This is a genomic window from Acinetobacter sp. 1207_04 (genome assembly GCF_052850415.1).
Map to the genome: position 1 here is coordinate 1 of NZ_VXCQ01000007.1, position 25954 is coordinate 25954.

Sequence of the window (25954 nt, forward strand, 5' to 3'; positions counted from 1 at the left end):
GTGAAAGTCGAAGTCCCTGCAGGTTCATACGATGATTTAACAGGTAACCCGGGCTTAATCGGCAAGGGCGAAGGCCCGGTTGATACCACACCACCACAAGTAACAGTAAAAGTAGACGAAGACGGTAACATTACGTTGACCTACCCAGATGATGTTGATCCTGATTCAATCACCACCGACAAAATCACGGTAAAAGATGAGAATGGCAAAGACATCCCGGTGATCTTTGAAAAACAACCGGATGGTAGCTACACAGCACAAGTACCACCAGGTACAGATGGCACAGTGAAAGTCGAAGTCCCTGCAGGTTCATACGACGACTTAACAGGTAACCCGGGCTTAATCGGAAAGGGAGAAGGCCCTGTTGATACGGTTGCACCAATTGTAAATCCAACGTCGGTCATCACAAATGAAGATCAGTCGGTGGTATTGAAATGGGCACACTTTGGTATAACAGATGCGAATACGACCAATGCGAACTTAATGGTGACCATTACTCATCTACCAACGGATGGAACGCTTTATTATACAAATGCTTCTGGTAATAAAGTGGCTATTACTAATGGTCAAAAGTTAACTTATGCTGATATTGACAGTGGTAAAGTAACATTTGAACCTGATGCAAATGAAGCTTCAAATAATGCAGGTGATACTTATGCTGATGTTGGTTTTAGTGTGTCTGATGGTAAACATACAACTGATGGTTCAATTGAAATAATCGTTGATGCTGTTGCAGATAAACCTAATCTCGGATTTGGATTGGTTGAGTGGGAACCTGCAACGGTTAACTTAAATATCAAAACTTGGTCTAATCTTAAAGAAGTAACAATTGGTGGTAAGAAACATACTTTGACTGGTGGTGGTTCAGGTGTGTCAGATGTAACTTTAAAAACAGTTTTTGAATATTTAACAAGTAATCAAGCAACCAATCCAGCTATAAGTGAAGGGAAAACGAACAGCTTATCAAATGGAAATGTACCAACTTATAATGGCGTAGCGATTGAGGGTTATGTTTATTTAGAAGCTGGACATACTTATCGATATCAAGGTAAAGCTGATGATAGTGGTTTATTAATCATTGGTAATAATGATCCTGCGTATGTATCTTGGGGTGGTTCATCGACAAGTGTGAATAAAGACTTTACTGTAACAGAATCAGGTTTTTATACATTTGATTTTTATATGCATAACCAATCAGGTGAGGGTAATTATGACTTCCAATTGAAAGATCTTGGTGGTGATAAAATTAGTTATTTCCCTGATTTAAAAACTGCAATTGATATGATGAATAAAGTTTATCAAGGTGAAAATTCATCTGTGGAATGGACTGTTTCGGACTTAATTCAAAAGGATGCAGCAGATAAAGATCAGTATGGCTTCCATCGTCCATATTTCAATTTAAGCGGCGAAGTAGGTAAAGACATTTCACTCGGTCTGTTATCTACTGGTTTAAATGATAAAGATGGTTCAGAAAGTCTTTCACTAGCATTTGAGGGACTCGTTGAGGGAATGCAAATTTATGCAATTGCTCAAGATGGAACACGTACCTTACTCGGTACAGCAGATGCGAATGGTATCTTGAAATTCAGTACGACAGATCTATCCATTAATGGTCAGTCGTTAGTTGCTGTAGCACCGAAAAACTATATTGTTAGTGGTGCTTCAGATACATTAGATGTCAAAGTTACTGCGACAGCAACTGAACAATCAAATGGTTCAGAAGCTTCTACGGAAACGGATTTTGATATTATTTTGTATCCACCAACAGGTGTTGCAGCTAAAGCACTTTTAGCGATGCCTATTGAAGATGATAATATTATCTTTGATTTATTAAGTGATACAAATACAGGTGGAAATACACTACGTATAGAGGATAATTTTAGCGTAGGTTCTTATGCTCAAATTGATCTTTCAGCTTTACTTTCAGATGCAGCAACACTGAATAATTTAGGTGAGTATGTTTCTGTAAATTATGATGCCAATACAGAGCAAGCTGTTATTTCAATTGACCGTGATGGAGCAGCCTCTGCTTATCAGTCACAAGATTTATTGATCTTAACGCATCAAACAACAGATGTAACATTGAATGATTTATTGAAAAATAATCAGATTATTATCTAATTTTGATTTGATATAAATTGATGATAAAAAGCTCCTTAAGGGGCTTTTTATTTTGTGACATCCTTTTTTAGATCGTTTTTTAAGTTTTCAAACAAATGTTGGTTTAAGTATCTTTTCTGACAATAGCAAAAATAGCTAAGCCAATTCAATTTTTAGACTGATCTATTATTTTTAGATAAACACTGGGACAGTGATCACAATTAAAAAAGGATATAAAAATGGCACAAAAAAGTCAGACAGTGAAATATTCATCTCGATATAAAATAATGTTCACGACAACAATTGCACTGTCAACGATAGCGGTCGTATCGCAAGCAGCACCTGTGCCTAAGTTGGATTTAACACTTTCGGCACATTCACAGGCAAAAATTAAGACCTTGATGAATGATCCAAAAATTTGGCAACAAATTCCGAAAGAAGTTACCCTTTGTGTTTATTCACCCGACGGCGCCAATGGTGAAGCCTTTGAACAGGCGACGAGTTATATCAGTGAGTTACCACGTATTGCACAAGTGGCAAAAGATTTCGGTGTCGATATGAAAATTACTCGACCATCGAAGTTACAAATGCACATCGATTTAAGTTATCCAAAACTGAAAAAAACGGCATCAACAGATATTAAGCTTAAAGTATATACCGATGAACGTGTGCTGACCGAAGATTTCCGTAGTAAGCGCTGTGATGGTGCAGGCATTAGTAATATTCGTGCCCGTCAGTTCAATCCATTTGTGGGTAGTATTGATGCGATTGGTGCGGTGCAAAACTATAAACAATTGACCGCAGTGATGCAGGTCTTAGCACGTCCAGAATTCGATGCCAAAATGGTCAATAAAGACTATGAGGTGGTAGGGATTGTACCGTTAGGTGCAGCATATATTATGGTTAATGACCGTAAAATTGATACTTTATCGAAAGCTGCGGGCAAAAAAGTGGCGGTCATGAACTTTGATGGTACACAGAAAAAATTGGTACAGAATGTCGGTGCACAGCCCGTTTCAGTCGATTTACTGACTGTAGGCGGTAAATTTAACAATAAAGAAGTCGATATTATGGCAGGTCCATCTTTATTGTTTAAACCGCTTGAGTTGCATAAAGGCATGACCGATAAAAATGGCAATGTCGTGGGTGGAATTATTAAATTTCCGCTGATTCAAGTGACAGGTACTTTGATTATGCACCGCAATAAATTCCCAGCAGGCATGGGACCGATTGCACGTGAAATGATTTCTAAACAGTTAACTCCTGCATTTCAATTTGTTGATAAAATGGAAAAAGATATTCCTGCAAAATATTGGATGGATATTCGTGAAGCCGATAAACCGGGTTATATTAAAATCATGCGTGAAGCCCGTATTCAAATGACTAAAGAAGGGTTTTATGATCCTGCAATGATGAAAATTTTGAAAAAAATACGTTGTAATCAAAATCCATCGAGTTTTGAATGTGCTTTGAATGATGAATAACACGGCTCTATAAAACACAAATTTCATCGATCAAAGCAAAATAATGATGATTTGAAGGGTTCTGCGATAAAAATATACGTTCGTTTAACCCCATATTTTTAAAGAAGTATGTGGCTTTTTATGAATCATTTTTATGAAAATTCAAGATTTGACGATATGAATAAGTGCATGATTGATTTGCTGTAAGCATTGATTTAATTGTGACGGATCAATTTTTGATTCTTGTAAGGTCGTGAGCCACTGTATTTGACAGTGTTTCAAACATTTTGGCGTATTTGAATCTTTAATTTTTTGAATAAGTTGTTTTGCCATAAGTCCACAATGTTGTTGAAGTAAGTTAATCATTAGGTGCTGAATTTCATCGAATTTGAGCATGGAAAATTGCGAATGAAATTGGACATCTTTTAACGAAGAATTTTCTACATTTGGAAATGCATTTTTTTGAATGGGTTTGATCGGTTCAGGTTGTTCTATATCTAAAATGGGTAATGGTTCTTCCAAAGAAAGATTGAGTAAAGGGGAATTATTTTTTAAATTTAGCTGTGATGAACCTATTTGTTTATTGCTTGATAAATGTGGGTGAGTAATTAGCCCCATTGTTTCAAGTTGTTGTAATAATTCAGGGGTGGCAAGCTTTTGCTTTAAGTGCGAATTTAACAAGGTAAAATCACGCGTACCAATCAGAACCAATAAACGGCGTTGACGGGCACTTAGGTTCAAATTGCGTTCCCGCAATGCTTGTATGCCCATCGTTGTTTTTTGATAATGATCCATAGTCTGATTTATCCCTAGGGTTAAATCAGATGAGCTTAATGGGTAAAAATTACACTAGTATGAACTTTTTATTACAAATCAATATTTTAAAGTGTGACTAGGTTTGCGTTTTCTAAAGCCTTACGTAAATATGGGTCGAGTTCATCTTGGCGCATGAGCCACTGAATATAATCTTTTGGTAATTCTGCAATCGCGGTACCTTTATGTTTACCAAAAGTAATAGTACGTGGAATACGAGCATCTTCTGAAACAGCATAAAGTTCTTCAATGCTTTGAATATTTAAACGATGAATAATATGCATTAAAATATTAGCAGTTAAAATAATATCGGCATCGGCACGGTGAGCACCTTTCAGCATTTGGCGAGCTTTGTCACTGCCTTTACTAATCATATAAATTAGTGCAGAAATATTATGCGCTTCAGCATCAGGCCAAACCAATCGAGCAAGGGCTAAAGTACAAATGGCTTTAATGTGTGAAGTATCGATACCGCATTGTTGAATGGCACGTATATCGTAATCAATATTGTGACCGATGATATATTGGGTTTCAGTCGGTAATTCAAAACTCGAAAAATTTGGTTGATTCTCTAAGTCAGACTCTAAAATATGATGCACCGCCATTGAGCCCCAAGAGATTTTTTCATCTCCAATGCTATAAAGCTGATCGAACATTTTTTCACGATCTAAACTGAGTTTGGTATTTTCAATTTCAATAGGTGCGTAGGCAATCTCGATGGGTAAGCCATTTAGCGTATGGGTTTCGGTATCGAGAATAATGGCTTGCATGTAAATGTCCTAGAACGAAGCGAATGAATCGTTCTAATGTACAACTCAGCACGATGGGATTCAATCTTTTCCAATATTTGAGGTATATATAGGCTTTCAATAAGGAATATAAAAATGCTGATGCCTGAAAATGACGTAATATAAATGGAGGGGAGAGAGCATAGATTGGTTTTTGAAATATTTGTAAAAATGAACAAAATATCTTGCAGTAAAACAATATTTTGGGTAGTTTTTATACAAGAGTGCCGTAGTGCATTAAAAGCGAATCCATGAAAAATAACACCAATCAAGGACGATAAAATGAAAAAGCATTTACTGACGGTTTTACTTTCAAGTTCAGTATTATTACTTACAGCGTGTAATGATAGTAATGATCATGATGATTCATCAACACCACCGACCAATACATCTGATATCAATACCATTAAGAATCCTGTCGTGGGAACAACTGCGTATACCAAAACAGATATGTCAGCCATTGCAGGCGATAGTGTAGTAATGACCTATAAAATGAAAGGCATAAATGGTACAGAAGTGCAAGCCAATGCCATGGTCTTTACACCACGTACCGCAGCGCCTGTAGGTGGTTGGCCGATTGTTGCTTGGGCACATGGAACAACAGGCGTAGCAGATATTTGTGCACCGAGTCGTAATGAAATGAACGCGGCGATTCAAGGCATGATTGCTAAACTTTTGGCAGAAGGTTTTGTTGTCGTTGCACCTGATTATGAAGGTTTAGGTGAACCAAGTGGTAAAGAGATTCATCCATTTTTAAATGTGAAAAGTGAAGGTTATTCTATTACAGATGCGGTCGTTGCAACGCATCAATGGTTAGGTACAAAGGCATCTTCTAAGTGGATGTCAATTGGACATTCGCAAGGCGGGCAAGCTGCATTAGGTGCAGCACAATATGCGGCACGTGCCAATTTGAACTATAAGGGTACTGTTGCCGTTGCTCCTGCATCCAATTTAGGCATGATTTTACAAGGTGGTGAATTGTCTGTCATTGGTTCGACACCAGATATACAAATTCCTGTTTATGCTCAACTCGATACTTATACAGCACTCATTGCAGCAGGTCTTAAAAATCCACATCCATCGACAGATTATAGTCAGGTTTTCCAAAAACCAACTGATAAAATTGCTGCACAAGCTGAGTCTGTTTGTGCTGAAGATTTAGGTAATTTATTTGGTCAAGCGATGGGGCAATATGCTGCAATTAACAAGACGTTGACAGGCTATCCACGGACTGTACCAAATTTCCTCAGCTTACCTGTAGTGAAAACATTTATTGATACGGAATCAAAACCTTTGTCTGTACTTGTGACAACCCCAATTACGATTTATCAGGGTAGTGCAGATACGACTGTTCCGAAAGTGGCGACGGATACTTTAATTGGCGATGCGACAAAATTGGGTACAAAAATTAATTATATTCAAACTGCAGAGTGGAACCACAATACTGCCTATACACTTAATATTGATAATATAGTTTTTGATGCCAAAGAGATGTTGTCGAAGTAAGTTACCACAATTTTTTAAAAGCTTTTAGATTCAAAGAAGTTATATTTATTCAAATTCATATTTGACATTGTTTAATAAATAACGCATGTGATTATTACATGCGTTATTTTTATTTAAAACAGGAGAAACTTCATTCTGTTTAATCAGAAACTTCATGCTACAATACGCGCAATCTTAGCACGGCTTAAAAGCCCTAATTTCATAGGACCTCGCTAATGTTCGCCAATATCTCCGTTTCTGAATTTGATCCAGAAATTGCTCAGGCAATTGCTCAAGAAGATGCTCGCCAAGAAGCGCACATCGAACTTATTGCTTCTGAAAACTATTGCTCACCAGCAGTGATGGAAGCTCAAGGGTCAAAACTGACTAACAAATATGCAGAAGGTTATCCTGGCAAACGCTATTATGGCGGTTGTGAGTATGTTGATATCATTGAACAACTTGCAATTGACCGTGCTAAAGCACTTTTTGGTGCTGATTATGCAAACGTTCAGCCACACGCAGGTTCACAAGCAAACTCAGCAGTTTACTTAGCGCTTCTTAACCCTGGTGATACAGTACTTGGTATGAGCTTAGCTCACGGTGGTCACTTGACTCACGGTGCAAAAGTAAGCTTTTCTGGTAAAACATACAATGCAATTCAGTATGGCTTAAACCCAGAAACTGGCGAAATTGACTATGAAGAAGTTGAACGTTTAGCTATAGAGCATAAACCACGTATGATCGTGGCTGGTTTCTCTGCATACAGCCAAATTGTTGATTGGCAACGTTTCCGTGACATCGCAGATAAAGTTGGCGCTTATTTATTTGTAGATATGGCTCACGTTGCAGGTCTAGTTGCTGCTGGTGTATATCCAAGCCCAGTAAAAATTGCTGACGTAACAACAACGACTACACATAAAACACTTCGTGGTCCACGTTCAGGTTTAATCCTTGCAAAAGCAAACGAAGAAATCGAGAAAAAATTACAATCAGCTGTATTCCCAGGTAACCAAGGTGGTCCTTTGGTTCATGCGGTTGCTGCGAAAGCAATTTGCTTTAAAGAAGCAATGGCACCTGAATATAAAGCCTATCAAAAACAAGTTGTTATTAATGCTAAAGCAATGGCTGAAGTATTAATCGCTCGTGGTTACGATATTGTTTCTGGTGGTACAGAAAACCACTTGTTCCTCTTGTCTTTGATCAAACAAGATGTAACAGGTAAAGAAGCTGATGCTTGGTTAGGCGCTGCTCACATTACTGTGAACAAAAACTCAGTACCGAATGATCCACGTTCTCCATTTGTAACTTCAGGAATCCGTATTGGTACACCTGCAGTAACGACTCGTGGTTTCGGTGAAACTGAAGTGCGTGACTTGGCAGGTTGGATTGCAGATATCCTTGATGCGAAAGGTGATGAAGCAGTAATTAATACAGTTAAAGTGAAAGTTGAAACTGTATGTGCTAAATACCCAGTATACGCAAAATAAGTCAATGATTTGAGAAAGCTCCCTCAAGGGAGCTTTTTTTATAGATGAAGAAAAACAAAGATGATTACTCAATCTAGAATTTTTCTGCTATAACAGAGCAATATCTATAATGAATGGTCGAATTTTGACACTTCATTAATAACATAAAATGCAAGGGAATCAGGTTGATGGCGAGTAAACCAAATATTATTATCTCTGAGCAAGATTTGCATCGTCTTGAAACGATGCTAGAGCATCAGACTGTACTAACACCGACTATGAAACATTTGGAAGATGAGTTGGCGCGTGCAGAAGTTGTTGAACCAAAAAATGTTCCAACTGATGTCGTAACGATGAATGCAAAAGTATTGATTACCATTGCACCTGCAACAGAATCGACAGAAATCACTTTGGTTTATCCACACGATTTTAAAGGTGAGAAGGGGCAGGTGAATATTATTGCTCCGATTGGCGCTGCAATTTTAGGTTTATCAGAAGGGCAAGACATTGAGTGGCCACAGCCCGATGGTCATATGATGAAAGTAAAAATTGAAAAAGTGCTTTATCAACCTGAACGTGAAGGCAACTATTTGTAAAATTTTAATTTTTTATAAAGTTCAAAATTAAATATATAAATATTGAAATTGATCGGATTTAAAAAAGCCATCGGATGGGTTATACGATGGCTTTTTTTATTTACTTTAACGATTAAAAACCACTCGTAGTACCTTTGCTTGGATATTTAAAGTCATATTGAATATTCAGTTCAAATTTCTGTTTGGGTTGTAATTGGATATTCCATTGGTTGATATTGGGTTGACCATTCCAAGATGTGGCAGGGGTTCAATACTATAACGAGTTTGTGCTGTAAGTTTACGATTTCGGCTTTGTGGTTCAGCTTCAAATACAGTTAAATCGACAGGATAATTATGCAAATTTTCAATACTATAACTGTTTTTTTGCTGTGTTTCGGATTGAGAGCGGGCAGGGTTTTGAATGTCATTTAAATCAGTAATGTTGACTTGAATCTGTTCATCTTGACCAAAACTCATTTGAACTGTATCTGCACTAGTATTTGACCAATTACGCTGTCCAATATAGTCGCCATCTCGATATAATTTAACGATGCCTGATGGCCAATTATTATCTAATTTTGGTATTTCAGCATTCAAAAATCGCTTGTTGACTTTGGCGTGGAATGGCCCAAATGGAAAATTTCGCCGTAAATTGATTTGCACTCAGCGGTAGGAAAATTTGTTGACTACTACTATTAATTGAAGCTTTGGTTTCCGAGCGGAATTCAGTACTAAAATTTATATCTGTTCCCTCAAATTGCGGGGTATTATTACTTTCATCTATTTGTTTGCTTATTCGAGCCATAATAGGTGCAGGTGCTGCTTCAACTATAGTTGTATTGCCATAATTAGGTGAAGTTTCAGGCTGATAATAGTCAACCCACCATCCCATTGGTGTCATTTGTTGAGTATAACTTGTCGGCGTAGAAGGCGATAATGTTAATTTAACATTATTCCAATCTTCCCCTGTTTTTTGTGCAATCATTGCCATGCGAGTGAGTTTGACTTGCTTGGTTTGGCTATTGAGTTCGGCTTTATACATTGGTTGCCAACGTGCATATGGCACCATATAGCTTAGTTTTATTTCACCTTTTTGTGGTGCATTGACATAAAACTTTAAACTGCGTTGATTAAATTGATGATCGCCAATATTGTTTAAATCTTACTGTAGCTCAGAAAGGCGTTGTTCTAGTTTTACTTTTTCACTTTTAGCTCGATCAATAGCAACAAAAGCATCACAGGTTTGTTTGCGTACTTTATCCGCAGTGCCTTCTTTGACATTACCTAAAAATTTATTTTGTAATTCAGTAGCTTGTATAATTGAATTTTGCTCTGATATTTTGAGTTCTGTTAATTCGATTTGCTTCTGTAATTGTGATGATTCAAACCTGCGGGCTGTTCACCCGCTTGTACAGGAGTACTCCCTTCAATTTTTGCCATACTTGGGTAAAGCGTTACTTGTTGAATCGAGGAATCAGAAAGATTTAGTGCAAAACTATATTGTGTATTGAATGTACTAAAACTTATTAAAATTAATGGAAGTTTTTCATTCTCATTACTCAGAACTTATATTTAAAATTAATTGAATAAAAGAGATTCTAAGGATAAATAAAGTACCTGTACAGATTGAAACTGAAGCTGTTATAAATCGCCTTAATTATTATATTTAAAATGACTGAGTGAAATAGCCTAAAAATAATGCGCGATAACACATATAATCAATCATTTTTAAGTGATACAAAAAAGCCATCATTCCCGATGGCTCTTGTTTATTGAATTGCAGTACTGACTTGTAAATATTTTTGAAAGTAAACTTCTCTAATCTCTGCTTTTTGTTCAGTAGAGGTTGCTTTCTGAATTTTATTACGCATCTCATTACGTTCAGAAGAGCTCATTTGTTGCCACACTTCGCGCATTTTTTGCTTTTCTGTTTCAGGTAATTGGTTGAACCAATCCATACGTTGTTGTAGTGCAATAATTTGGGCTTCGGGAATTTCTTTTAAGTTCTGATAACGTTTAATCAGAGCACGCTGTTCATCTTCAGATAAAGATTCCCAACTTTCATTGGCAGAGGTATTTGCATCTTTAGAAAAAATCCAAAAACGTTCAAAACCTGCAAAACTAGTTTGTAAAAAGCTGATTGCACAAAAGGCTAAAACTAATTTTTTAGCTGCCATGAGATGCTTTATCCTCACCAAACGCCGTTAACATATCCAAATCCTCCATCATCTGTGGAGAGAGTTTTGGGTTCACAATTACATGTTGATTTTGTGGTTGTTCATTGGTATCAAAAACATTCGGCAAAACTACAAAACCTGTCAATGCTGCAGCCAAAGCAAAACCTGTCATTTTCCAAGCGCTGAAAAATGATGATGGTTTATCATGAATATGATCTAAAACATTTTGCATCACCACAGCTTTATTGCGATGATGTGAAGCAAGTTGGTCTAGTTTGGAAGTTACTTTTTTTGTGAAATCATCGTTATTCATCTGACGACCCTCCCATATTTGGATTTAAATGCGCTAAAGATGAGCGTAAACCTTGTATCGCTCGATGATAATGGGTTTTTACACTACCTTCCGAACAATCCATGATCTGTGCAGTCGTCTGAGTATCGAAACCTTCCCAAGCACGGAGCATAAAGGCTTGTTGTTGACGCACAGGTAAACGAGAAATGGCATCTTGAATTTCTTCGACAGCCAAAGCTTGATCTAAAAATTGTAATGGATTGGGGGTAGATTCATCCACGACATCCATAGCTTCTTCATCGTCACTGTCTAAGCTTACTTTACGAAACAGTGAAAAAGGTGAAGCTCGACGGGCTTCTTTACGACGCCAATCTTGTAATTTATTGGTTAAAATGGTGTAAAACAGGGGATACCATTCATCGGTACTTTTTTCTGCATAAGATTTATGAAGAGAAATAAAGGCTTCCTGTACTAAATCCATAGCAATGCCATTGTGACCCTGTGTTGCACTTTCCATCATCACCAAGGCACGACCTGTCACATCTTGCATGAAATACTTCAGGCGATGTTCCGCGGTACTCACTTGAGTGCTCGCTAGATCAGACTGTTTCTTTGGTGCTAAGTCCATAGAGATGGAAAATCCCGTCATGGGTTGCCCACCATTTTAATTAAGATCGTTGCCTATATAACGTTCTAAATACATGGTGGGTTGACATGGTTCAGTAATTATTTTTATCAGTTTAAATGATTTAACAACATTTGATATGTTTATTAAAATAAATTAACTAAATTATAGACGTTGACGTACCATTTCAAAGAAGCAGATTGAACCTGCAACCGCAACATTGAGTGACTCTTGTCCGCCGGGCTGTGGGATGCTGACAGCTTCTGCATATTTCATCGCAAAATCAGATACACCTTGACCTTCATTACCTAAAATCCATACGCATTGTTTACGTAGACTTTTGCTGTAAAGGCTTTCAGCTTCATGTGAACTAGTTACATATACAGGAATTTTAAATTGCTTAATAATGTCTTCAAGAACAACATTTTCATATGTATTTAACGAGAAATGTGCGCCCATACCTGCACGAAGTACACGAGGCGACCATAAAGATGCAGAGCCTTTAGTGCACACAATTTGATCAATACCCGCAGCCGCAGCGGAACGTAAAAGTGTGCCAACATTGCCAGGATCTTGAATGTTTTCAAGAATAAGTGTGTCTTCTGTGAAGTTGAGTGCTTCTGTTGAATGAGGTAAGTCGACAATGGCTAAACAAGCGAGTGATGTGCCTAAAGTACTCAAATCTTTGTATAAAGATTCACTGAGTACAAAAACAATACCCGTATATTTTGAAAAAATTTCTTCAAAATCTGGATGAGAAAGTGCATGTTCAGTCGTGAAAATGGACTTGATCATACGATCTTTTTCAAGCCAAGCAAGGGTCAAATGTGTACCTTCAAGAACAGTTTGACCTTGTTTTTTACGATAGGTATTTTGTTCAATTAAAGCACGTAAGTGTTTAATTTTTGGGTTATCTCGAGATTCAAGAAAAATAGTAGGCATGGGAGTGTATCCATGAAAAGTAAGTTGGGGTTGTGCTATTGGCAACAACCCCAGAAATGGACTACTCCCTTAAAGCAAGAGAGTAAATAAGCGAAAATTAGTTGTGATAGCTTGTCACAAGCTCAACTTCATTTTTAGAACCGATAACGACAGGAACACGTTGATGAAGTTCTGTTGGTTGGATTTCTAAAACACGTACTCGACCTGTGCTTGATGCGCCACCTGCTTGTTCCATTAGCATACTCATTGGGTTTGCTTCATACATCAAACGGAGACGACCTGCTTTTTGCGGATCTTTGGTATCGTATGGATATAAGAAAATACCGCTACGGCATAGAATACGGTGAATATCACCCACCATACATGCCACCCAACGCATATTAAAATCTTTTTCACGTATAGACGTTTTACCTGCTTGAAGTTCTTCAATATAACGCTTTACAGGGGCTTCCCAATGACGTTGATTTGAAGCATTAATCGCATATTCTTTAGTGTCGGCAGCGACTTGAATGCTTTCAGAAGTCAGTAAAAATTCTTGAGTTTCAGGATCAAAAGTAAAGAATACTGTACCTGCACCAACAGTAAGTGCCATCATGGTTGATGGACCATAAAGAACATAACCAGCAGAAACTTGTTGAGTTCCCGCTTGCATGAAATCTTCGGCTTGTGTTACTGCATTTTTTGCAGGAAGAATTGAGAAAATTGTACCCACACACATGTTAATGTCAATGTTGCTTGAACCATCTAATGGATCAAATAAAACCAAGTATTTACCATTTTCTTGCGCAGGGGTAAATTCATCAAGCTCTTCAGATGCTAAACCACCCACATTTTTATTGATTTGTAATGCATCAATTAAATAATCATTTGAAATTACATCAAGTTTCTTTTGCTCTTCACCTTGCACATTTTCATGCTGTGCACTTCCTAATACACCCGCAAGTGCTCCTTTTTGCAAAAGTTGATCAATCCGTTTGCAAGTATTTGCAATGGTTGCAATAACATCAGCAAGTTCTGGTGTCAGGTTCCCTTGTTGTTGTTCTAAGAATTGGGATAATGTGCGATATGACATATCAGAGGTGCTCCAAAAGCGATAAATTTCTAACAAATTAAAGAATCCGACCATTTTAGATGAGTTCGGCACAAAATAAAAATCATCCTGTGTTATTTGTCGCGATTTTACACTTGAAAGTCTTTTTTAACGTGCTATGTTAAATATTAAAACAACCATTTATGGGAGTACTACAATGACAACAGCAAAGTTTGAAGCGACTCCAACTGCAAGTGAAGGTATTGATTTAAAAGATATCAGTGCGGAAAATGTTAAGGATGCATGGAAAGAATACCAAGCAAAACCTGAGTTTAAAGAGTTCAATAAACATGATTTGATTGATTCGATGGTGCTTCCTAAACAGGAAGTTATAGAAAAATCTACGAATTAGTTGAAAACTAATCAATATGAAAATTGAAAGTTTTTTACTTGGATATTTTTACAGTATTTAGATATTTAACGTTATAAATTTTGAGAAAAATATGTCGATTCAAAATCCAATTATCTTGTCGCATTCCTTTTTAGCCGATATGTATCAAGATTCTTATTTTCCTAAGCACTTAGTAGATCAACTGAAACAAACTTTATTGGATTTATGTCAACAAATTGAAGCACAAAAACCACAAAATTTAGATGCGTTATATATATTTACACATGTGGCAACAGAACACATCAATGTTCTACAAGATGCTTTTGATGAAGCGGAAAGCGAAATTGAAACAGTGGCAAGAGAAAGTATAGGTTCAGATATTTATTTTATTGCACAAAGTTATGGTTTTGTTGACGCAGATCAAGAGGAGTTAATTTCACCTCGTGATTGGTAAATTGAAAAATAGAAGATTAAAAATCATACTGCAATAACTGTAAAAATATTTTAAAGATAAAAAAATGCTCTAAATTTAGAGCATTTTTTTATAATCTTTTATTTCAACAATGGCGGAACAGCTTCATAGTTCAGCTCTACACGGCGGTTTTCTTTCCATGCTGCTTCATTGTGACCAGCATTAATCGGCATTTCTTTGCCATAGCTTACCGCTTCCAATTGACCTGCATTCACACCATTGGTTACAAGGTAACTCTGCACAGCTTTAGCACGGCGTTCGCCCAAAGCCATGTTGTATTCACGAGTACCACGTTCATCTGTGTGACCCGTTAAAGCCAAGCGTGAATTGGCATTTGCCATGAGAAATTGAGCATGCGCTTGTAAGGTTTGATAGTCTTCATTCGACAAGTCACTACTGTCATAATCAAAATGAACGACACGTTTCGCTAAAAATGCTTTATTTGCAGCAGTAACACCTTTTGAAGATGCGCCATTTAAGTTTTGTGCATTCAATGCTGCATCTTCACTGAGACCATCGGTGCTTACGGTTGTTGAGCCATTTGGGGTGTTTCCTGCTTCAATATTTGCCGCAGGTTTACGATTTGCACAACCCGTCATTACAAGGCTTGTTGCTAATAGTGGCAATGCCAAGTATTTCAATTTATTCATACTCATCTCCATGACGATTTTTAAAAAGTTCACTAAAAGTAGGAAATATGATGACTTTCAGTGCGTTGATTTAGAAAAAGGTTGCTTTAGAAAAAAATAATGCGTTGTTAGGTTTAGTCATTATTTAGGTGCCCAAGCTGGTTCACGAACTTCACCTTGTTCACTTGGTAAATTCATACGGAAGCGACCATCTGTTGACATGATTGCTAATAGACCACGATTACCTTCACGTGTGGCATACACCACCATTTGACCGTTGGGTGAGAAACTTGGCGACTCATCTAGACTTGTAGGGGTTAAAATATTGGTTACCCCAGTCAAAATTTCTTGAATCGCAACTTTATAGTTACTACCAGATGGGCGATGCACTAAAGCGACATATTGACCATCAGCACTTAAGCTACCACGTGCATTGAATGCACCATGGAAGGTTAATCGTTTGGTTGAACCATCAGCAAAGTTATAACGATAAATTTGTGCAGAGCCACCACGATCAGATGTGAAAATGAAAGATTTACCATCGGGTGCATAACGTGCTTCAGTATCAATGGCACTATCGACAGTCATACGCTTAACTTGGCGAGTGGCGAGATCCATTTGATATACTTCAGGGTTGTCATGCATGGATGCTGTGAACAGCATAGATTTTCCATCAGGGGAGAAGCTTGGGGCACCATTTAAGCCTTTAAAACCAGCTAATTTTTCACGTGTCCCTGTGGCTAAATCTTGTACATAAATGGCAGGGCGTTTGGTTTCAAATGAAACATAAGCAATTTTTTTAGCGTCTGGTGTCCATGCAGGGGACAAAATCGGATCACGAGAACTCAGCACTGTTTTTGGCTGTTCACCATCTGTGTCTGCTATTTGTAAGGTATAACGCTGTTCAGGTGTTGCAGGATTACGAAGTACATACGCAATACGTCCGCTAAAATCACCTTTAATTCCAGTTAGTGCTTGATAAATTGCATCACTGATCATGTGTGCTGCAGAACGAATACGTGATGCTGGTACAGTAAGTAATTCATTGAGTAAAAAAGCTTGTTTTTCTACATCATACAATTGGTAGCGTACAGAGAATGTACCATCAGCATTTTGTTTTGAATCACCTAAAACCACATAAGGTACACCTGCCACTTTCCATGCTTCAGCATTGACATTGTCTAGGCTTGCTGTTGCAGGTAGATTTTTTGAGGCACTGGTAAAACGTCCTGAGCGGTTTAAGTCTTGTTCAACGACAGGATAAATCGCTTGGTCATTACTAAAAGGAATAATTGCAATTTTAGGTGCACGTTCAGGTGCTTTGGCAATTTCAAAATAAAGCTGAGCATTGGCAGTGCTGATGAGTGCAGGTCCGATAGCTGCAATCATTGCCAATCCTAAAAAATGTTTATGCATCATTTTCATGGGTTGTTGTGTACTCAAATATTGGTTTTTTTAACAGTGTAAGCTTTGTAGCATGAAGACATGATTTTAATCTATATAAAGCATGTAATTATGAAGTGAAAATGAATGAAGAATATTCTTTATATGAATGTTCAGTCATTTATACCCCAAAATATGCAGAAAATTATAAAAACTCCCTACTTGAGCAGAGAGTTTTTATATTCATTTCACACGTAATAATGTTTTAAATGATCGTGCTTGTTTTCGTGCTTCAGGATCATCAGGCATTGGGTAGGGCGCAGCCGCACGAACTGCTTTTTCAGCAGATGCTTTGACCGCAGGATCTGAAGCATTGACTGATACATTCGTAACATTACCATTATTGTCTAAAATAACGGATACACTTGCTGTTTCACCAGGTTTATCTGGTGGATTCCAACTACTTTCTACTTTACGTTTAAATGCTGCAACTGCGTTACCAGCCACTTTTTTCGCATCAGCTTTGTTTTTTGCAGCTTCTTGTGCAGCCCTTTCAGCAGAAGATTCTCGTTCAGCAGCTTCTTTCGCAGCTTTATCTTTGGCATTTTGTGCATCACGTTCAGCTTTTGCTTGAGCGTCTTTAGCTGCTTTGTCTTTAGCAGCTTGTGCATCACGAGTAGCTTTTGCTTGGGCGTCTTTAGCGGCTTTGTCTTTAGCAGCTTGTGCATCACGAGTAGCTTTTGCTTGGGCGTCTTTAGCTGCTTTGTCTTTAGCAGCTTGTGCATCACGAGTTGCTTTCGCTTGAGCATCTTTAGCGGCTTTGTCTTTAGCAGCTTGTGCATCACGAGTTGCTTTCGCTTGTGCATCTTTAGCGGCTTTGTCTTTAGCAGCTTGTGCATCACGAGTAGCTTTTGCTTGGGCGTCTTTAGCGGCTTTGTCTTTAGCAGCTTGTGCATCACGAGTTGCTTTCGCTTGAGCATCTTTAGCGGCTTTGTCTTTAGCAGCTTGTGCATCACGAGTTGCTTTCGCTTGTGCATCTTTAGCGGCTTTGTCTTTAGCCACTTGTGCATCACGAGTTGCTTTCGCTTGAGCATCTTTAGCGGCTTTGTCTTTAGCAGCTTGTGCATCACGAGCAGCTTTTGCTTGAGCATCTTTAGTTACTTGATTCGCTTTTTCTTTCGCAGCTTTTTCAGTTGCCGCTTTCATCTCAGCTTCAGCTTTTGATTTTTCAGCAGCATTTTTTGCTTGCTTTAATTTATCAGCAGCGTCTAAACGAGCCTTTTCAGCCGCAGCGGCTTTTTGACGTGCAGCTTCATTTTTTGCTTTGGTTGCAGCAAGAGCAGCCAATTGTGTTGCTGCCGCAGCTTGAGCATCATTCGTAGCTTTTTGTAGATCGGCTTGAGCCTGATCAGGTTGAGTAGTTGGAATATCAGGTGCATCAGGTGTAGGTTCAGCAGTTTGCTGAATCGTTTCGGCAACATGATTATCTGCAGTCTCTGTTGAATCTGATTTGATGAGGGGTTTAGGCTCAGGTGGTGGTAAGTCTTCAGGCTTAATTAAGATGGTTTTAATTTGTTTAGGTGGTTCAGGTGGTTTACTCAATCCGAGAAAAAGTAAGCCAACAATCGCCACTACATGGACACCAACGGTGAAACCTAGTGCAATCGCTTTTTGTTTGGATTGTGGCTGTTCAATTTTTTTCATAACTTACTTTACGGACTCTGTCAGTAATCCAACTTGATTTAAACCGGCATCTTGGAGAGTTGCCATGAGTTGAATGACTTCACCATATGGACGGGACTGACTACCGTTAATCAGAACGCTGTATTGTTTTTTATCGGCTTCGGCTTGTTGTTGATTTTCAGTTAAAACAGTCTGTAATTCTTCCAAACTGATCACTTCATTTTGATGAGTTTTATCTTCAAGTTTAATTTTACCATCAGCTTCTAAAGTGACAATTGCCGGTCTTTCTTCTGACTGAATTGGGTTATTATTGGCTTGTGGTAAATCAACTTTAACGCCAGTAGTAATCATAGGCGCAGTAACCATAAAAATCACCAAAAGTACCAACATCACGTCAATATATGGTACGACATTCATATCACTTTTTAATGGTTTTTTGACGCGTTTAAAGCGTCCAGAACGCTGAATCGACATTAGTCATTGTCCTGTGTTGAACCCACAGATTGACGTTGTAAAAGCGCCACCATTTCTTCAGAAAATAATGCACGGTCTGTGTAAATTTCTTCACCTTTCGCCGTGTAATGGTTAAATGCCAGTACAGCCGGAATTGCAGCGAATAAACCAATGGCTGTTGCAATGAGTGCTTCGGCAATACCAGGTGCAACGGTCGCAAGCGTTACTTGTTCAACTTGAGCCAAACCAATAAAGGCATTCATGATGCCCCAAACTGTACCAAATAGACCAATATAAGGTGCAACAGAACCTATACTTGCCAATGCACTCACGCCATTTTCAATGCGACTTTGATCACGGCTTAAACCTACGCCTAAAATACGCTCAGTTCCTTCAATCATCGGAAGTCTATCGGTATGGCGTTTTTTGAGTTTGAAAAATTCACTCAAACCTTGATAAAAAATATCTTCTAAACCGTCGCGTTTAGAGTTGAGCTGTGCATTGTTATAGAGTGTATTGAGTTCTGCGCCAGACCAAAATATTTTTTGAAAATGCTCGTCACCTTGACGAGCTTTTTTATAGCGCATATGCAACGTAGCAATCAAATACCAACTAAATAATGATGCTAAGACTAAAACGAGCATCACCAATTGAACCACAGGACTCGCCTGTAAAATTAAATCAGAGATGTGTAGCGAGTTTTCCAATTGTGTTGCCATAGTTGCATGTGCCATTCATATTTTTATTGGTGAGCCAATTCGCGTTGAATCAGATCACGGATTTCATTGGGAATCCGCTGTGGTTTCATGGCAGCACTAATACATGCCAATTCGACCTCACCGGAAGCAAGCATGATTTCACCACGATATATATTTTGTTGCAATACAAAAGACGTGGCTTTACACGAAACTACACTTGCTGTAACAGTAATGAGGTCATCCATTAAAATTGGGCGTGAATATTTGAGACCAATTTTATGAACAACGAAGTTATAGTCTTTTTGATGCCAATAGTGACTGATGCCAGAAGCACGTAGCCATTCAGTGCGCGCGCGTTCCATGAAACGGATATGATTTGCATGGTAAACGATCCCGCCGGCATCCGTATCTTCAATATATACTCGGATTTGAAATTCAAATTTATTCGCCATGACTAACACCATATTTAAAATTAAATATTAATATATTTCAATATATTAGTTGATAATTACCAACTTATGATAAAAGCTGAAATGTAGTTTCTTTTAATTTGTAGACGCATGGTAGACGATAAAATAATAAGGTATATTATTGCGAATTATTGCTTAACTTAATTTTACTATGACCAACACAAGAATAAAACTCACAAAAACGTATATAGATAATCTCAGTGAGACTGGTATCTATCGAGATAGTGAATTAATTGGTTTTGCTATTCGCGTCAACACAACTTGTAAAACGTACATTGTAGAGAAAAAAGTTAATGGCAAAGCTGTCAGGTCTACGATTGGTCTACATGGAAATCTAACATTAGCTCAGGCGCGAATTTTAGCACAGGGTGTACTTTCACAAATGGCGCAAGGTTACAATCCAAATCAAATTAAAAAAGAAAAAAGAGAACAATTAATTATCAATGACAGAGTGTCAAAACAGCAACCTACATTAGCAATTGCCTATGATGAGTATTTAAAGCACAGAAAACTAAAAAGTAGAAGTTTAGAGGACTACAATCGAACTGTGAGCCAATATTTAGTTGAGTGGAGAAATTTAAAACTTATTGAGATAACTAGAACCCACATACAAGAAAAATATGCAGAACTAACTGAAAATAGTCCAGCACAAGCAAATATCGCAATGGCTGTATTCAGGGCAATATTTAATTTTTCTGTAGAGCACTTTCTTGATGAAAATGATAATTCACTGATAAATACAACCAACCCTGTTTCAACTCTTAAAGCAAAACGAACATGGAATAAGATCAAACGCCGTAAAGGGTATGTGAAACAAGAGCAATTAGGTGATTGGGTTAATGCTGTTATGAATTTCACAGCTTTACGCCAAGAGCGAAATACTGTTAGGGATTTTTTATTAACCCTAGTTCTAACAGGTTTTAGGCGTAAAGAGTGTGAGACTTTAACTTGGGATGCATTGGATTTAAAATATGGATGGATTACATCACTAGATCCTAAAAATGATGACCCTCACACCTTACCAATGGGTGATAGGTTGTGGGAAATGATGAAAAGTCGAAAAGAACAGCAATATAATGATTATGTATTTGCTTCACCGCGGTCAAAGCTAAAAGGCTATACAACACACTTATATGAAGCTAAAGCAAAAGTTATTGAATCGAGTGGGGTGGAGTTTACTTTTCACGATCTACGAAGAACATTTAGCTCTATTGCTGAAAATTTAGATTATGGCCAATACACAATAAAGCGACTTTTAAATCACACTGTTTCATCGGATGTGACCGAGGGTTATGTTCAGATTAGTGATAAAAAATTAAGAATGGCTATGCAAGAGATTGAAGATATTGTTTTTGCAGGGTATGAAAAAGGGGATTAAATCCCCTTATGCTGTGTGTTGTAGTTTTTTACCACCAAAAAAATCAAGAACATCTGCTTTTTTGTATAGAACTTTTCGAGTTCCTTTAGGTTTTGTATATGGTATCCCACCACCATCACAGCGTTTTAATTGCAACCACGGTAAAGATACCTCAAAAGTAATAGCAATAGTTTCAGGTGGAAAAGCAGCATCAACAGGTGAAGCCCAAAATTTAATAGCCTCAGCAGTTTTTTGCTCGATAGACATTCTATCTAATTTCGTTAAACGGCTCATGACACCTCCTTCAAACTTTGAGCTATTTCAGAAGGTAGGTCTTGCGATAAACCCTCATACCAACAAATATCGCTATCTTCGCCACGAGCATCCATTTCGCCTTCATGACCGCAATTGCAACATTTAACTTTATCACCATCATGGAATATTCCGACAAGTGAAGATGTTGAATAAATAATTGCTTCACAATGACCGCAATTAAAACAATCAGAACCCCAATGGATTTTAATTTTAATCATGACTTTGCTCCTCATCTAATTCACTTAAAGCATCGTTTGGATCAGTTGCTGTTAATTCAATCTGCGCTAAACAAGCCATATGCCACATGCTTTGTTCCATTGGATGGCTTGATTCGTAAAGATTGCTGTGGCGATCTCTAACATGCTCATAACCAAGGTGCAGATAAAAAGCCTCAGCAAGGGCATGAGTCTGGTCAACAATTTGTTTTGCGGTTCTACTCATGACTTTGCTCCTGTGCTTCGATCACTTGAATTAAACGCTTATGTGCATTACGAATCGGCAATCTATGACTTTCTCGGATTTCAGGTAATTCACTTTCTTCTACAGAAATTGGTAAATTTTCATAATCCTTACAATATTTAGTAACTACTGAATCAATATAAACAGCCATCCATTCATCACTGATTACACGTGGCACTAAAACAAAATCTTCAGGCACTTGGGCTTTAGTTATCCACGCCATCCATGCACCCATAATGAATGCATAACTAAGCCTATGATTGGTATGGTCTGGGTGGTAATACTGATTGAGGCTTTCATTAAAACCAAAATCAGAACCATGAAGAATGCCTTTGATATCGGGTAATTTTTCAAATTCTTGTCTTAATTTTTGAATATCCATCACGCCACCATCCTTTGATTTGCCTTTTTAAGCTCTTCAATAAATTCTTTGCCAATTACTAACCAGTGATTTAAATAATCATTCCATAAAATCTGACACGCCTTATTCATCTTGCCATTTTGCCAAAGTACAATTTGTCTGCGTTCTTTACACATCTTCGGATTGATACAAACCATTGAGCCATCGCTGTTTTGTTTCGCTTTGTACCCCAACACTGTGATAAACACAGTGAAGAGGGTGAGGTGGGATTTAGGTATTTTTTTCATGAAGCCACCTGCGAACCTTGATTTTCCAATTCAAAGCGACGTTTCTTAACAAGGTCCATCAGCTTTGGTTGAATATCAGCGTGACGAGAACGAATTTCAGGTAATAGTTCATTTAACTCATGCTCATTTTGAGTATTCTGTATTCGGACCATTAACGATGGTGGTTGCTCTGTAGCTACTTCTTTTTGATCGTTCAATTCGATCAATCGCTTATTCATAGCCTGAATGACAGGTTTGCGCTGTTCCTCATTCCAAGATTTTGTATAGCGGATTTGTGCATTAACTTCGATTGGTGTTTGAGCATTAGCTACTGCGTCAAGAATTGCGTCTAAATGCTCTTGATGTTCAGGGTCAGGCTCCATATGTCCCAATGTTGCTTTACGCTCAGCAAAGATGGCCAACAATTCTTGATGATCTTCAGGTTTCAGTTTTGCAGCTGAAATAGCAGGTGTAAGTCGCTCTAAAGCATCGATTGAATCCATGTCATATATGTGACTAATCAGAACTTCCTTAGTTTTTTTATACAGAAGATCAATAGGTGTGCCATCGCAATCACCAGCACTTTGTTTCAGTGCCGCCTTTTCAGCCTGCGCATTAATGAGATCAATAGTACTTGGTTTATTGAAATCAGTAATTTCAATGGTGTTTTCCACTTCTAAAATCAAAGAGTCTTCAGGAGTGGTCACATTCTCTTGAGCTATGATTGTGATGGCTTGGGTAGGTTCAGCCAATTCTTCAACCTTATTCTCCCAAGGCGCATCTCCACTTTCTACACCTGAAGGCTCAACGTCAGCAATGGTCAAAGAGGTATCAGTAGTCTTTTTCCGTGATTGACGTTTTTTTGTTTCAACAGGTTGATCACTGTCTTTTTCTACCGCATAACCTTTTTGAAGATAGATCGTATTTTCAAAACCTAAAACCTTTTGGATCGCCTCGAGCTGTTTGCTTGCATTCTCACGATCACGTTGTGCAAATCCTGCTTTAACATTTTCTACGAGTTGAGTATTACTACTACAGAACTGAGTTAAAGTAACTCGGTTGAAGTTCTCTACAATACAAACCTCTTGGCCATCTACCAATTCATCAAGAGAAAAGGGCTTAAGGAATGTAATGCCTGCTAATTCAATAGAATCAATTTTTATAGAAAATTCATAGCCAGGCATTGCAAAAACCGTAGCAGGGAATTGATCCAAATCATCAAATTCAATCAAGCCACCTACAGAACGACACATGATCTTTTTGCCAGCCATTAATGCTGTAAAAGCTTCATTACCATTTAGAATATTCATATTGTTGTCCTATTAATGATGCATTTGGTTGGGTTGATTGTTCTTTTGAGATTTACTTTGAGTTGGCCATCCCATTTGATCTGCTCGAGCACGGCAGGCATTGGTAATACCCACTTCATAAGTTGTACCCTTAAATTTATTTGCAGCTGCTTTCAGAACCTCCTTATCGGAAGTATTTCTAATTGCATTCAAAGCATCATTAAAAAGTTGGGATTCAGTACGCTTTGGCTTTTGTTGGCCATTTGACTGTTGATTGCCTTGATTCTGTGCTTGTTGCTGATTATTTTGATTTTGCTGAGCCTGTTTTTCTTCTTCAGGTAAGTCTTCACCTGCATAGATGTAAAGACCTAAACCGTGAGCAGCAATTCCTTTCACCAAGCAACGCATCATTGCACTATTAACATCAAAAGCATTGGGGTTTTGGATTGCTTTGTTCATGTTGTTCATCACAGGTAAAAACATATAAATGCTTTTACTAAACATGATTACGTCACATTGAACCATCATTGTTCCATCACTAAAGACCATTGGATCTCGGAAATTCCATGATGCTTGTGGATCAGCTTTCATTGCTTCAGCTACGGCAAAGGCCCAAGATAAATATGTAAATTTACCTTTTTTTTCAGTGTGGCCATTCACATTGATCTTTGATAAAGCTACAAAATTATTAGTTTGCTCAACAGGATTTTGATTATTTGTCATTGTTTTTATACTCCACGGCTACGAGGTGCGGTTTTTTTCCAATCTCTATATTCAGGAGAGGAAAAGTGGCCAACTTCTTCAAGAACCTTGTTGTGTTCTGCTTTATTTTTGGCGTTACGTGCTGTTTCTATATATGAGATAACCCAGTCTTTCATTGTGGCTTTATCTACAAAGCGGAGCTCACCGTTGATCTCCATGTACACCTCAAAGCCTTTTAGACCGTAGTTCGCATGTGCATCATCTTTGATCTTGACGAGTGTGTAATAGAAAATACTCTTAGTACCTACACGGTAACGCTCATTACGATTACCATCGTAGCCAAGGAATTCAGAAGAATAGTTTGCAGCCTTTTCTTTTTGCTTACGCTCCCAACTATTTTCAAAACCTGGTGTAAAACGAAACTCAAGAAAACCACTGTAAATATCTGCGATGCTGATTTGAGCAGCATTGTTTATATGTGACCAATTATTGGTGCCAACTTCAGCGAAGTCCATTTTTAAACCTTTCCCAAGCGACTCAAAAACTTGAGCAGGGGAAATGCTTTGTTTGATAGTTTGAGTAGTCATTTAAACGCCCTCCAACATACGGTTTTGAAGCATGTGAGCTACCAACATCGCATTGATAGTCAAATGGTCATTGAAGTCGGTGAAGTCAGAAATTTTATTGCCTGAGTTGTCGTAGGCTTGGTCTACAGCAAGGTCTAGAATTTCAGCATTCATGAAATCACTACCTGGCACACCGTAGTCATCTTCAACAGTGTTGTATTTGAAATTCACATCGAGTGTGAAGCCATCTAAGCGAACAACAGCGGTACCTGTATTTTCCCGAAGATCCATAGCCGCTACAGCATTTTGAGCAGGAGCATGAATAGAAGTTGGTAACTTGTACTCAGTAAATTGAGGGTTATAAGCAAGTGCGAGTGCACCTGTTGTGAATAAACCGCTGAGAGCAACGGCTTTAATAAACCCGAAGCGCTGTACACGATGTGTAACAGTAGGGTTGATTGATGTTGGTTTTAGATTCATAATTGCCTCGTTAGTTTCAATTAGCCCCACGTCCTGCCAGATCGTTTGGGGCTTTTGTTTGTCTGTGAGGTAAATATAACTATAGTTATTTTAATAGTCAAGGGTGAAGTTATAAAAATATTACTTTGATTATAATTTTAATAACTGTAATTGTTGTTTTATGTTTTAATAGGCAAAAGAAAACCCACGCTAGGTGGGTTAAATTCATCGATTGGATTGAC

32 protein-coding genes are annotated in these 25954 nt (G+C 37.9%); 8 read left to right on the forward strand and 24 right to left on the reverse strand.

Annotation, left to right across the window (positions count from 1 at the left end):
* On the forward strand, positions 1–2121 hold a 2121-nt coding region (locus FW754_RS07535; RefSeq protein ID WP_446324253.1), incomplete at its 5' end, for a cadherin-like domain-containing protein.
* A gap of 266 nt (positions 2122–2387) precedes the next feature.
* Entirely contained in the window at positions 2388–3584 is a 1197-nt protein-coding gene (locus tag FW754_RS07540; RefSeq protein WP_409512907.1) for a putative solute-binding protein, read from the forward strand.
* Between the two features lie 141 nt (positions 3585–3725).
* On the opposite strand, the gene FW754_RS07545 is transcribed toward FW754_RS07540, so the two are convergent.
* Both FW754_RS07545 and FW754_RS07550 read right to left on the reverse strand, forming a co-directional pair.
* Positions 3726–4358, reverse strand: coding sequence for a hypothetical protein (locus tag FW754_RS07545; RefSeq protein ID WP_446324254.1), 633 nt, complete (start codon positions 4356–4358; stop codon positions 3726–3728).
* A gap of 86 nt (positions 4359–4444) precedes the next feature.
* Complete coding sequence (locus FW754_RS07550) at positions 4445–5146, reverse strand: putative quorum-sensing-regulated virulence factor (protein WP_446324255.1); 702 nt, start codon at positions 5144–5146, stop codon at positions 4445–4447.
* Positions 5147–5446: 300 nt separating this feature from the next.
* Between FW754_RS07550 and FW754_RS07555 the strand changes: the two genes are divergently transcribed.
* The 3 genes from FW754_RS07555 to rnk all read left to right on the forward strand — a co-directional run bounded on the left by FW754_RS07555 (position 5447) and on the right by rnk (position 8714).
* Positions 5447–6670 (forward strand): lipase family protein, encoded by a 1224-nt coding sequence (locus FW754_RS07555; RefSeq protein WP_409512892.1) that lies wholly within the window; start codon positions 5447–5449, stop codon positions 6668–6670.
* Between the two features lie 215 nt (positions 6671–6885).
* Positions 6886–8139, forward strand: coding sequence for a serine hydroxymethyltransferase (gene glyA, locus FW754_RS07560; protein ID WP_446324256.1), 1254 nt, complete (start codon positions 6886–6888; stop codon positions 8137–8139).
* Positions 8140–8306: 167 nt separating this feature from the next.
* On the forward strand, positions 8307–8714 hold the full coding sequence (rnk, locus tag FW754_RS07565; RefSeq protein ID WP_446324257.1) for a nucleoside diphosphate kinase regulator: 408 nt from the start codon (positions 8307–8309) through the stop codon (positions 8712–8714).
* Between the two features lie 165 nt (positions 8715–8879).
* Here rnk and FW754_RS07570 read toward each other — a convergent pair whose 3' ends face one another.
* From FW754_RS07570 to FW754_RS07600, 7 genes are all read right to left on the reverse strand, one after another.
* Positions 8880–9290 (reverse strand): hypothetical protein, encoded by a 411-nt coding sequence (locus FW754_RS07570; RefSeq protein WP_446324258.1) that lies wholly within the window; start codon positions 9288–9290, stop codon positions 8880–8882.
* A complete protein-coding gene (locus FW754_RS07575; RefSeq protein ID WP_446324259.1) occupies positions 9280–9759 on the reverse strand; it encodes a DUF4139 domain-containing protein in 480 nt (159 codons plus the stop codon). Before FW754_RS07575 ends, FW754_RS07570 begins: the two co-directional genes overlap by 11 nt.
* Before the next feature lie 703 nt (positions 9760–10462).
* Positions 10463–10870, reverse strand: a complete 408-nt coding sequence (locus tag FW754_RS07580) for a DUF3106 domain-containing protein (protein ID WP_419349398.1) — start codon at positions 10868–10870, stop codon at positions 10463–10465.
* Entirely contained in the window at positions 10860–11183 is a 324-nt protein-coding gene (locus FW754_RS07585) for a hypothetical protein (RefSeq protein ID WP_446324260.1), read from the reverse strand. The genes FW754_RS07580 and FW754_RS07585 overlap by 11 nt, the downstream gene beginning before the upstream one ends.
* Complete coding sequence (locus FW754_RS07590; RefSeq protein WP_409512908.1) at positions 11176–11790, reverse strand: RNA polymerase sigma factor; 615 nt, start codon at positions 11788–11790, stop codon at positions 11176–11178. The genes FW754_RS07585 and FW754_RS07590 overlap by 8 nt, the downstream gene beginning before the upstream one ends.
* Positions 11791–11952: 162 nt before the next feature.
* On the reverse strand, positions 11953–12729 hold the full coding sequence (locus FW754_RS07595) for a TrmH family RNA methyltransferase (RefSeq protein ID WP_446324261.1): 777 nt from the start codon (positions 12727–12729) through the stop codon (positions 11953–11955).
* Positions 12730–12826: 97 nt separating this feature from the next.
* Positions 12827–13801: a class 1 fructose-bisphosphatase gene (locus tag FW754_RS07600; protein WP_446324262.1), complete on the reverse strand. Its 975-nt coding sequence runs from the start codon at positions 13799–13801 to the stop codon at positions 12827–12829.
* A gap of 175 nt (positions 13802–13976) precedes the next feature.
* On the opposite strand from FW754_RS07600, the gene FW754_RS07605 reads away from it, so the two are divergent.
* On the forward strand, positions 13977–14171 hold the full coding sequence (locus FW754_RS07605) for an NF038105 family protein (RefSeq protein ID WP_446324263.1): 195 nt from the start codon (positions 13977–13979) through the stop codon (positions 14169–14171).
* A gap of 91 nt (positions 14172–14262) precedes the next feature.
* A complete protein-coding gene (locus FW754_RS07610; RefSeq protein WP_419349393.1) occupies positions 14263–14604 on the forward strand; it encodes a DUF5713 family protein in 342 nt (113 codons plus the stop codon).
* A gap of 98 nt (positions 14605–14702) precedes the next feature.
* Here FW754_RS07610 and pal read toward each other — a convergent pair whose 3' ends face one another.
* From pal to ybgC, 6 genes are all read right to left on the reverse strand, one after another.
* Positions 14703–15272, reverse strand: coding sequence for a peptidoglycan-associated lipoprotein Pal (pal, locus tag FW754_RS07615; RefSeq protein WP_409512904.1), 570 nt, complete (start codon positions 15270–15272; stop codon positions 14703–14705).
* A 120-nt stretch (positions 15273–15392) separates the two neighbouring features.
* Positions 15393–16676, reverse strand: coding sequence for a Tol-Pal system beta propeller repeat protein TolB (gene tolB, locus FW754_RS07620; protein WP_446324264.1), 1284 nt, complete (start codon positions 16674–16676; stop codon positions 15393–15395).
* Positions 16677–16877: 201 nt separating this feature from the next.
* A complete protein-coding gene (locus FW754_RS07625) occupies positions 16878–18338 on the reverse strand; it encodes a protein TolA (RefSeq protein WP_446324265.1) in 1461 nt (486 codons plus the stop codon).
* 3 nt (positions 18339–18341) lie between these two features.
* Complete coding sequence (gene tolR, locus FW754_RS07630; protein WP_409510933.1) at positions 18342–18791, reverse strand: protein TolR; 450 nt, start codon at positions 18789–18791, stop codon at positions 18342–18344.
* Positions 18791–19489 (reverse strand): protein TolQ, encoded by a 699-nt coding sequence (tolQ, locus tag FW754_RS07635; protein ID WP_409511076.1) that lies wholly within the window; start codon positions 19487–19489, stop codon positions 18791–18793. The genes tolR and tolQ overlap by 1 nt, the downstream gene beginning before the upstream one ends.
* A 23-nt stretch (positions 19490–19512) precedes the next feature.
* Positions 19513–19920: a tol-pal system-associated acyl-CoA thioesterase gene (ybgC, locus tag FW754_RS07640; protein WP_409510934.1), complete on the reverse strand. Its 408-nt coding sequence runs from the start codon at positions 19918–19920 to the stop codon at positions 19513–19515.
* Positions 19921–20089: 169 nt separating this feature from the next.
* On the opposite strand from ybgC, the gene FW754_RS07645 reads away from it, so the two are divergent.
* Positions 20090–21316 carry a tyrosine-type recombinase/integrase gene (locus tag FW754_RS07645; protein WP_446324266.1) on the forward strand — a complete coding sequence of 409 codons (1227 nt, stop codon included), beginning with the start codon at positions 20090–20092 and terminating at the stop codon, positions 21314–21316.
* A 6-nt stretch (positions 21317–21322) separates the two neighbouring features.
* Here the strand turns inward: FW754_RS07645 and FW754_RS07650 are convergent, their stop codons facing one another.
* Genes FW754_RS07650 through FW754_RS07690 form a run of 9 tightly spaced genes read right to left on the reverse strand, consistent with a single transcriptional unit; the run spans position 21323 to position 25733 of the window.
* A complete protein-coding gene (locus FW754_RS07650; RefSeq protein ID WP_446324267.1) occupies positions 21323–21589 on the reverse strand; it encodes a DNA-binding protein in 267 nt (88 codons plus the stop codon).
* Entirely contained in the window at positions 21586–21828 is a 243-nt protein-coding gene (locus FW754_RS07655) for a hypothetical protein (RefSeq protein WP_446324268.1), read from the reverse strand. Before FW754_RS07655 ends, FW754_RS07650 begins: the two co-directional genes overlap by 4 nt.
* Positions 21821–22051 carry a hypothetical protein gene (locus FW754_RS07660; RefSeq protein WP_446324269.1) on the reverse strand — a complete coding sequence of 77 codons (231 nt, stop codon included), beginning with the start codon at positions 22049–22051 and terminating at the stop codon, positions 21821–21823. Before FW754_RS07660 ends, FW754_RS07655 begins: the two co-directional genes overlap by 8 nt.
* On the reverse strand, positions 22044–22451 hold the full coding sequence (locus FW754_RS07665) for a hypothetical protein (protein ID WP_446324270.1): 408 nt from the start codon (positions 22449–22451) through the stop codon (positions 22044–22046). The genes FW754_RS07660 and FW754_RS07665 overlap by 8 nt, the downstream gene beginning before the upstream one ends.
* Entirely contained in the window at positions 22451–22717 is a 267-nt protein-coding gene (locus FW754_RS07670) for a hypothetical protein (protein ID WP_446324271.1), read from the reverse strand. Before FW754_RS07670 ends, FW754_RS07665 begins: the two co-directional genes overlap by 1 nt.
* Entirely contained in the window at positions 22714–24006 is a 1293-nt protein-coding gene (locus FW754_RS07675; RefSeq protein ID WP_446324272.1) for a hypothetical protein, read from the reverse strand. The genes FW754_RS07670 and FW754_RS07675 overlap by 4 nt, the downstream gene beginning before the upstream one ends.
* A gap of 12 nt (positions 24007–24018) precedes the next feature.
* The gene (locus FW754_RS07680) at positions 24019–24708 is read right to left on the reverse strand and encodes a Sak single strand annealing protein (RefSeq protein WP_446324273.1); all 690 of its coding nucleotides are present in this window, start codon (positions 24706–24708) and stop codon (positions 24019–24021) included.
* Positions 24709–24713: 5 nt separating this feature from the next.
* A complete protein-coding gene (locus FW754_RS07685; RefSeq protein ID WP_446324274.1) occupies positions 24714–25274 on the reverse strand; it encodes a hypothetical protein in 561 nt (186 codons plus the stop codon).
* Positions 25275–25733, reverse strand: a complete 459-nt coding sequence (locus FW754_RS07690) for a hypothetical protein (protein WP_446324275.1) — start codon at positions 25731–25733, stop codon at positions 25275–25277.
* Positions 25734–25954: the final 221 nt, after the last annotated feature.

Coding starts and splice junctions, on each gene's coding strand:
- FW754_RS07540 (WP_409512907.1), top strand. CDS start 2,388: ATGTTCACGACAACAATTGCACTGTCAACGATAGCGGTCGTATCGCAA.
- FW754_RS07545 (WP_446324254.1), bottom strand. CDS start 4,358: ATGGATCATTATCAAAAAACAACGATGGGCATACAAGCATTGCGGGAA.
- FW754_RS07550 (WP_446324255.1), bottom strand. CDS start 5,146: ATGCAAGCCATTATTCTCGATACCGAAACCCATACGCTAAATGGCTTA.
- FW754_RS07555 (WP_409512892.1), top strand. CDS start 5,447: ATGAAAAAGCATTTACTGACGGTTTTACTTTCAAGTTCAGTATTATTA.
- glyA (WP_446324256.1), top strand. CDS start 6,886: ATGTTCGCCAATATCTCCGTTTCTGAATTTGATCCAGAAATTGCTCAG.
- rnk (WP_446324257.1), top strand. CDS start 8,307: ATGGCGAGTAAACCAAATATTATTATCTCTGAGCAAGATTTGCATCGT.
- FW754_RS07580 (WP_419349398.1), bottom strand. CDS start 10,870: ATGGCAGCTAAAAAATTAGTTTTAGCCTTTTGTGCAATCAGCTTTTTA.
- FW754_RS07585 (WP_446324260.1), bottom strand. CDS start 11,183: ATGAATAACGATGATTTCACAAAAAAAGTAACTTCCAAACTAGACCAA.
- FW754_RS07590 (WP_409512908.1), bottom strand. CDS start 11,790: ATGGACTTAGCACCAAAGAAACAGTCTGATCTAGCGAGCACTCAAGTG.
- FW754_RS07595 (WP_446324261.1), bottom strand. CDS start 12,729: ATGCCTACTATTTTTCTTGAATCTCGAGATAACCCAAAAATTAAACAC.
- FW754_RS07600 (WP_446324262.1), bottom strand. CDS start 13,801: ATGTCATATCGCACATTATCCCAATTCTTAGAACAACAACAAGGGAAC.
- FW754_RS07605 (WP_446324263.1), top strand. CDS start 13,977: ATGACAACAGCAAAGTTTGAAGCGACTCCAACTGCAAGTGAAGGTATT.
- FW754_RS07610 (WP_419349393.1), top strand. CDS start 14,263: ATGTCGATTCAAAATCCAATTATCTTGTCGCATTCCTTTTTAGCCGAT.
- pal (WP_409512904.1), bottom strand. CDS start 15,272: ATGAATAAATTGAAATACTTGGCATTGCCACTATTAGCAACAAGCCTT.
- tolB (WP_446324264.1), bottom strand. CDS start 16,676: ATGAAAATGATGCATAAACATTTTTTAGGATTGGCAATGATTGCAGCT.
- FW754_RS07625 (WP_446324265.1), bottom strand. CDS start 18,338: ATGAAAAAAATTGAACAGCCACAATCCAAACAAAAAGCGATTGCACTA.
- tolR (WP_409510933.1), bottom strand. CDS start 18,791: ATGTCGATTCAGCGTTCTGGACGCTTTAAACGCGTCAAAAAACCATTA.
- tolQ (WP_409511076.1), bottom strand. CDS start 19,489: ATGGCAACACAATTGGAAAACTCGCTACACATCTCTGATTTAATTTTA.
- ybgC (WP_409510934.1), bottom strand. CDS start 19,920: ATGGCGAATAAATTTGAATTTCAAATCCGAGTATATATTGAAGATACG.
- FW754_RS07645 (WP_446324266.1), top strand. CDS start 20,090: ATGACCAACACAAGAATAAAACTCACAAAAACGTATATAGATAATCTC.
- FW754_RS07650 (WP_446324267.1), bottom strand. CDS start 21,589: ATGAGCCGTTTAACGAAATTAGATAGAATGTCTATCGAGCAAAAAACT.
- FW754_RS07655 (WP_446324268.1), bottom strand. CDS start 21,828: ATGATTAAAATTAAAATCCATTGGGGTTCTGATTGTTTTAATTGCGGT.
- FW754_RS07660 (WP_446324269.1), bottom strand. CDS start 22,051: ATGAGTAGAACCGCAAAACAAATTGTTGACCAGACTCATGCCCTTGCT.
- FW754_RS07665 (WP_446324270.1), bottom strand. CDS start 22,451: ATGGATATTCAAAAATTAAGACAAGAATTTGAAAAATTACCCGATATC.
- FW754_RS07670 (WP_446324271.1), bottom strand. CDS start 22,717: ATGAAAAAAATACCTAAATCCCACCTCACCCTCTTCACTGTGTTTATC.
- FW754_RS07675 (WP_446324272.1), bottom strand. CDS start 24,006: ATGAATATTCTAAATGGTAATGAAGCTTTTACAGCATTAATGGCTGGC.
- FW754_RS07680 (WP_446324273.1), bottom strand. CDS start 24,708: ATGACAAATAATCAAAATCCTGTTGAGCAAACTAATAATTTTGTAGCT.
- FW754_RS07685 (WP_446324274.1), bottom strand. CDS start 25,274: ATGACTACTCAAACTATCAAACAAAGCATTTCCCCTGCTCAAGTTTTT.
- FW754_RS07690 (WP_446324275.1), bottom strand. CDS start 25,733: ATGAATCTAAAACCAACATCAATCAACCCTACTGTTACACATCGTGTA.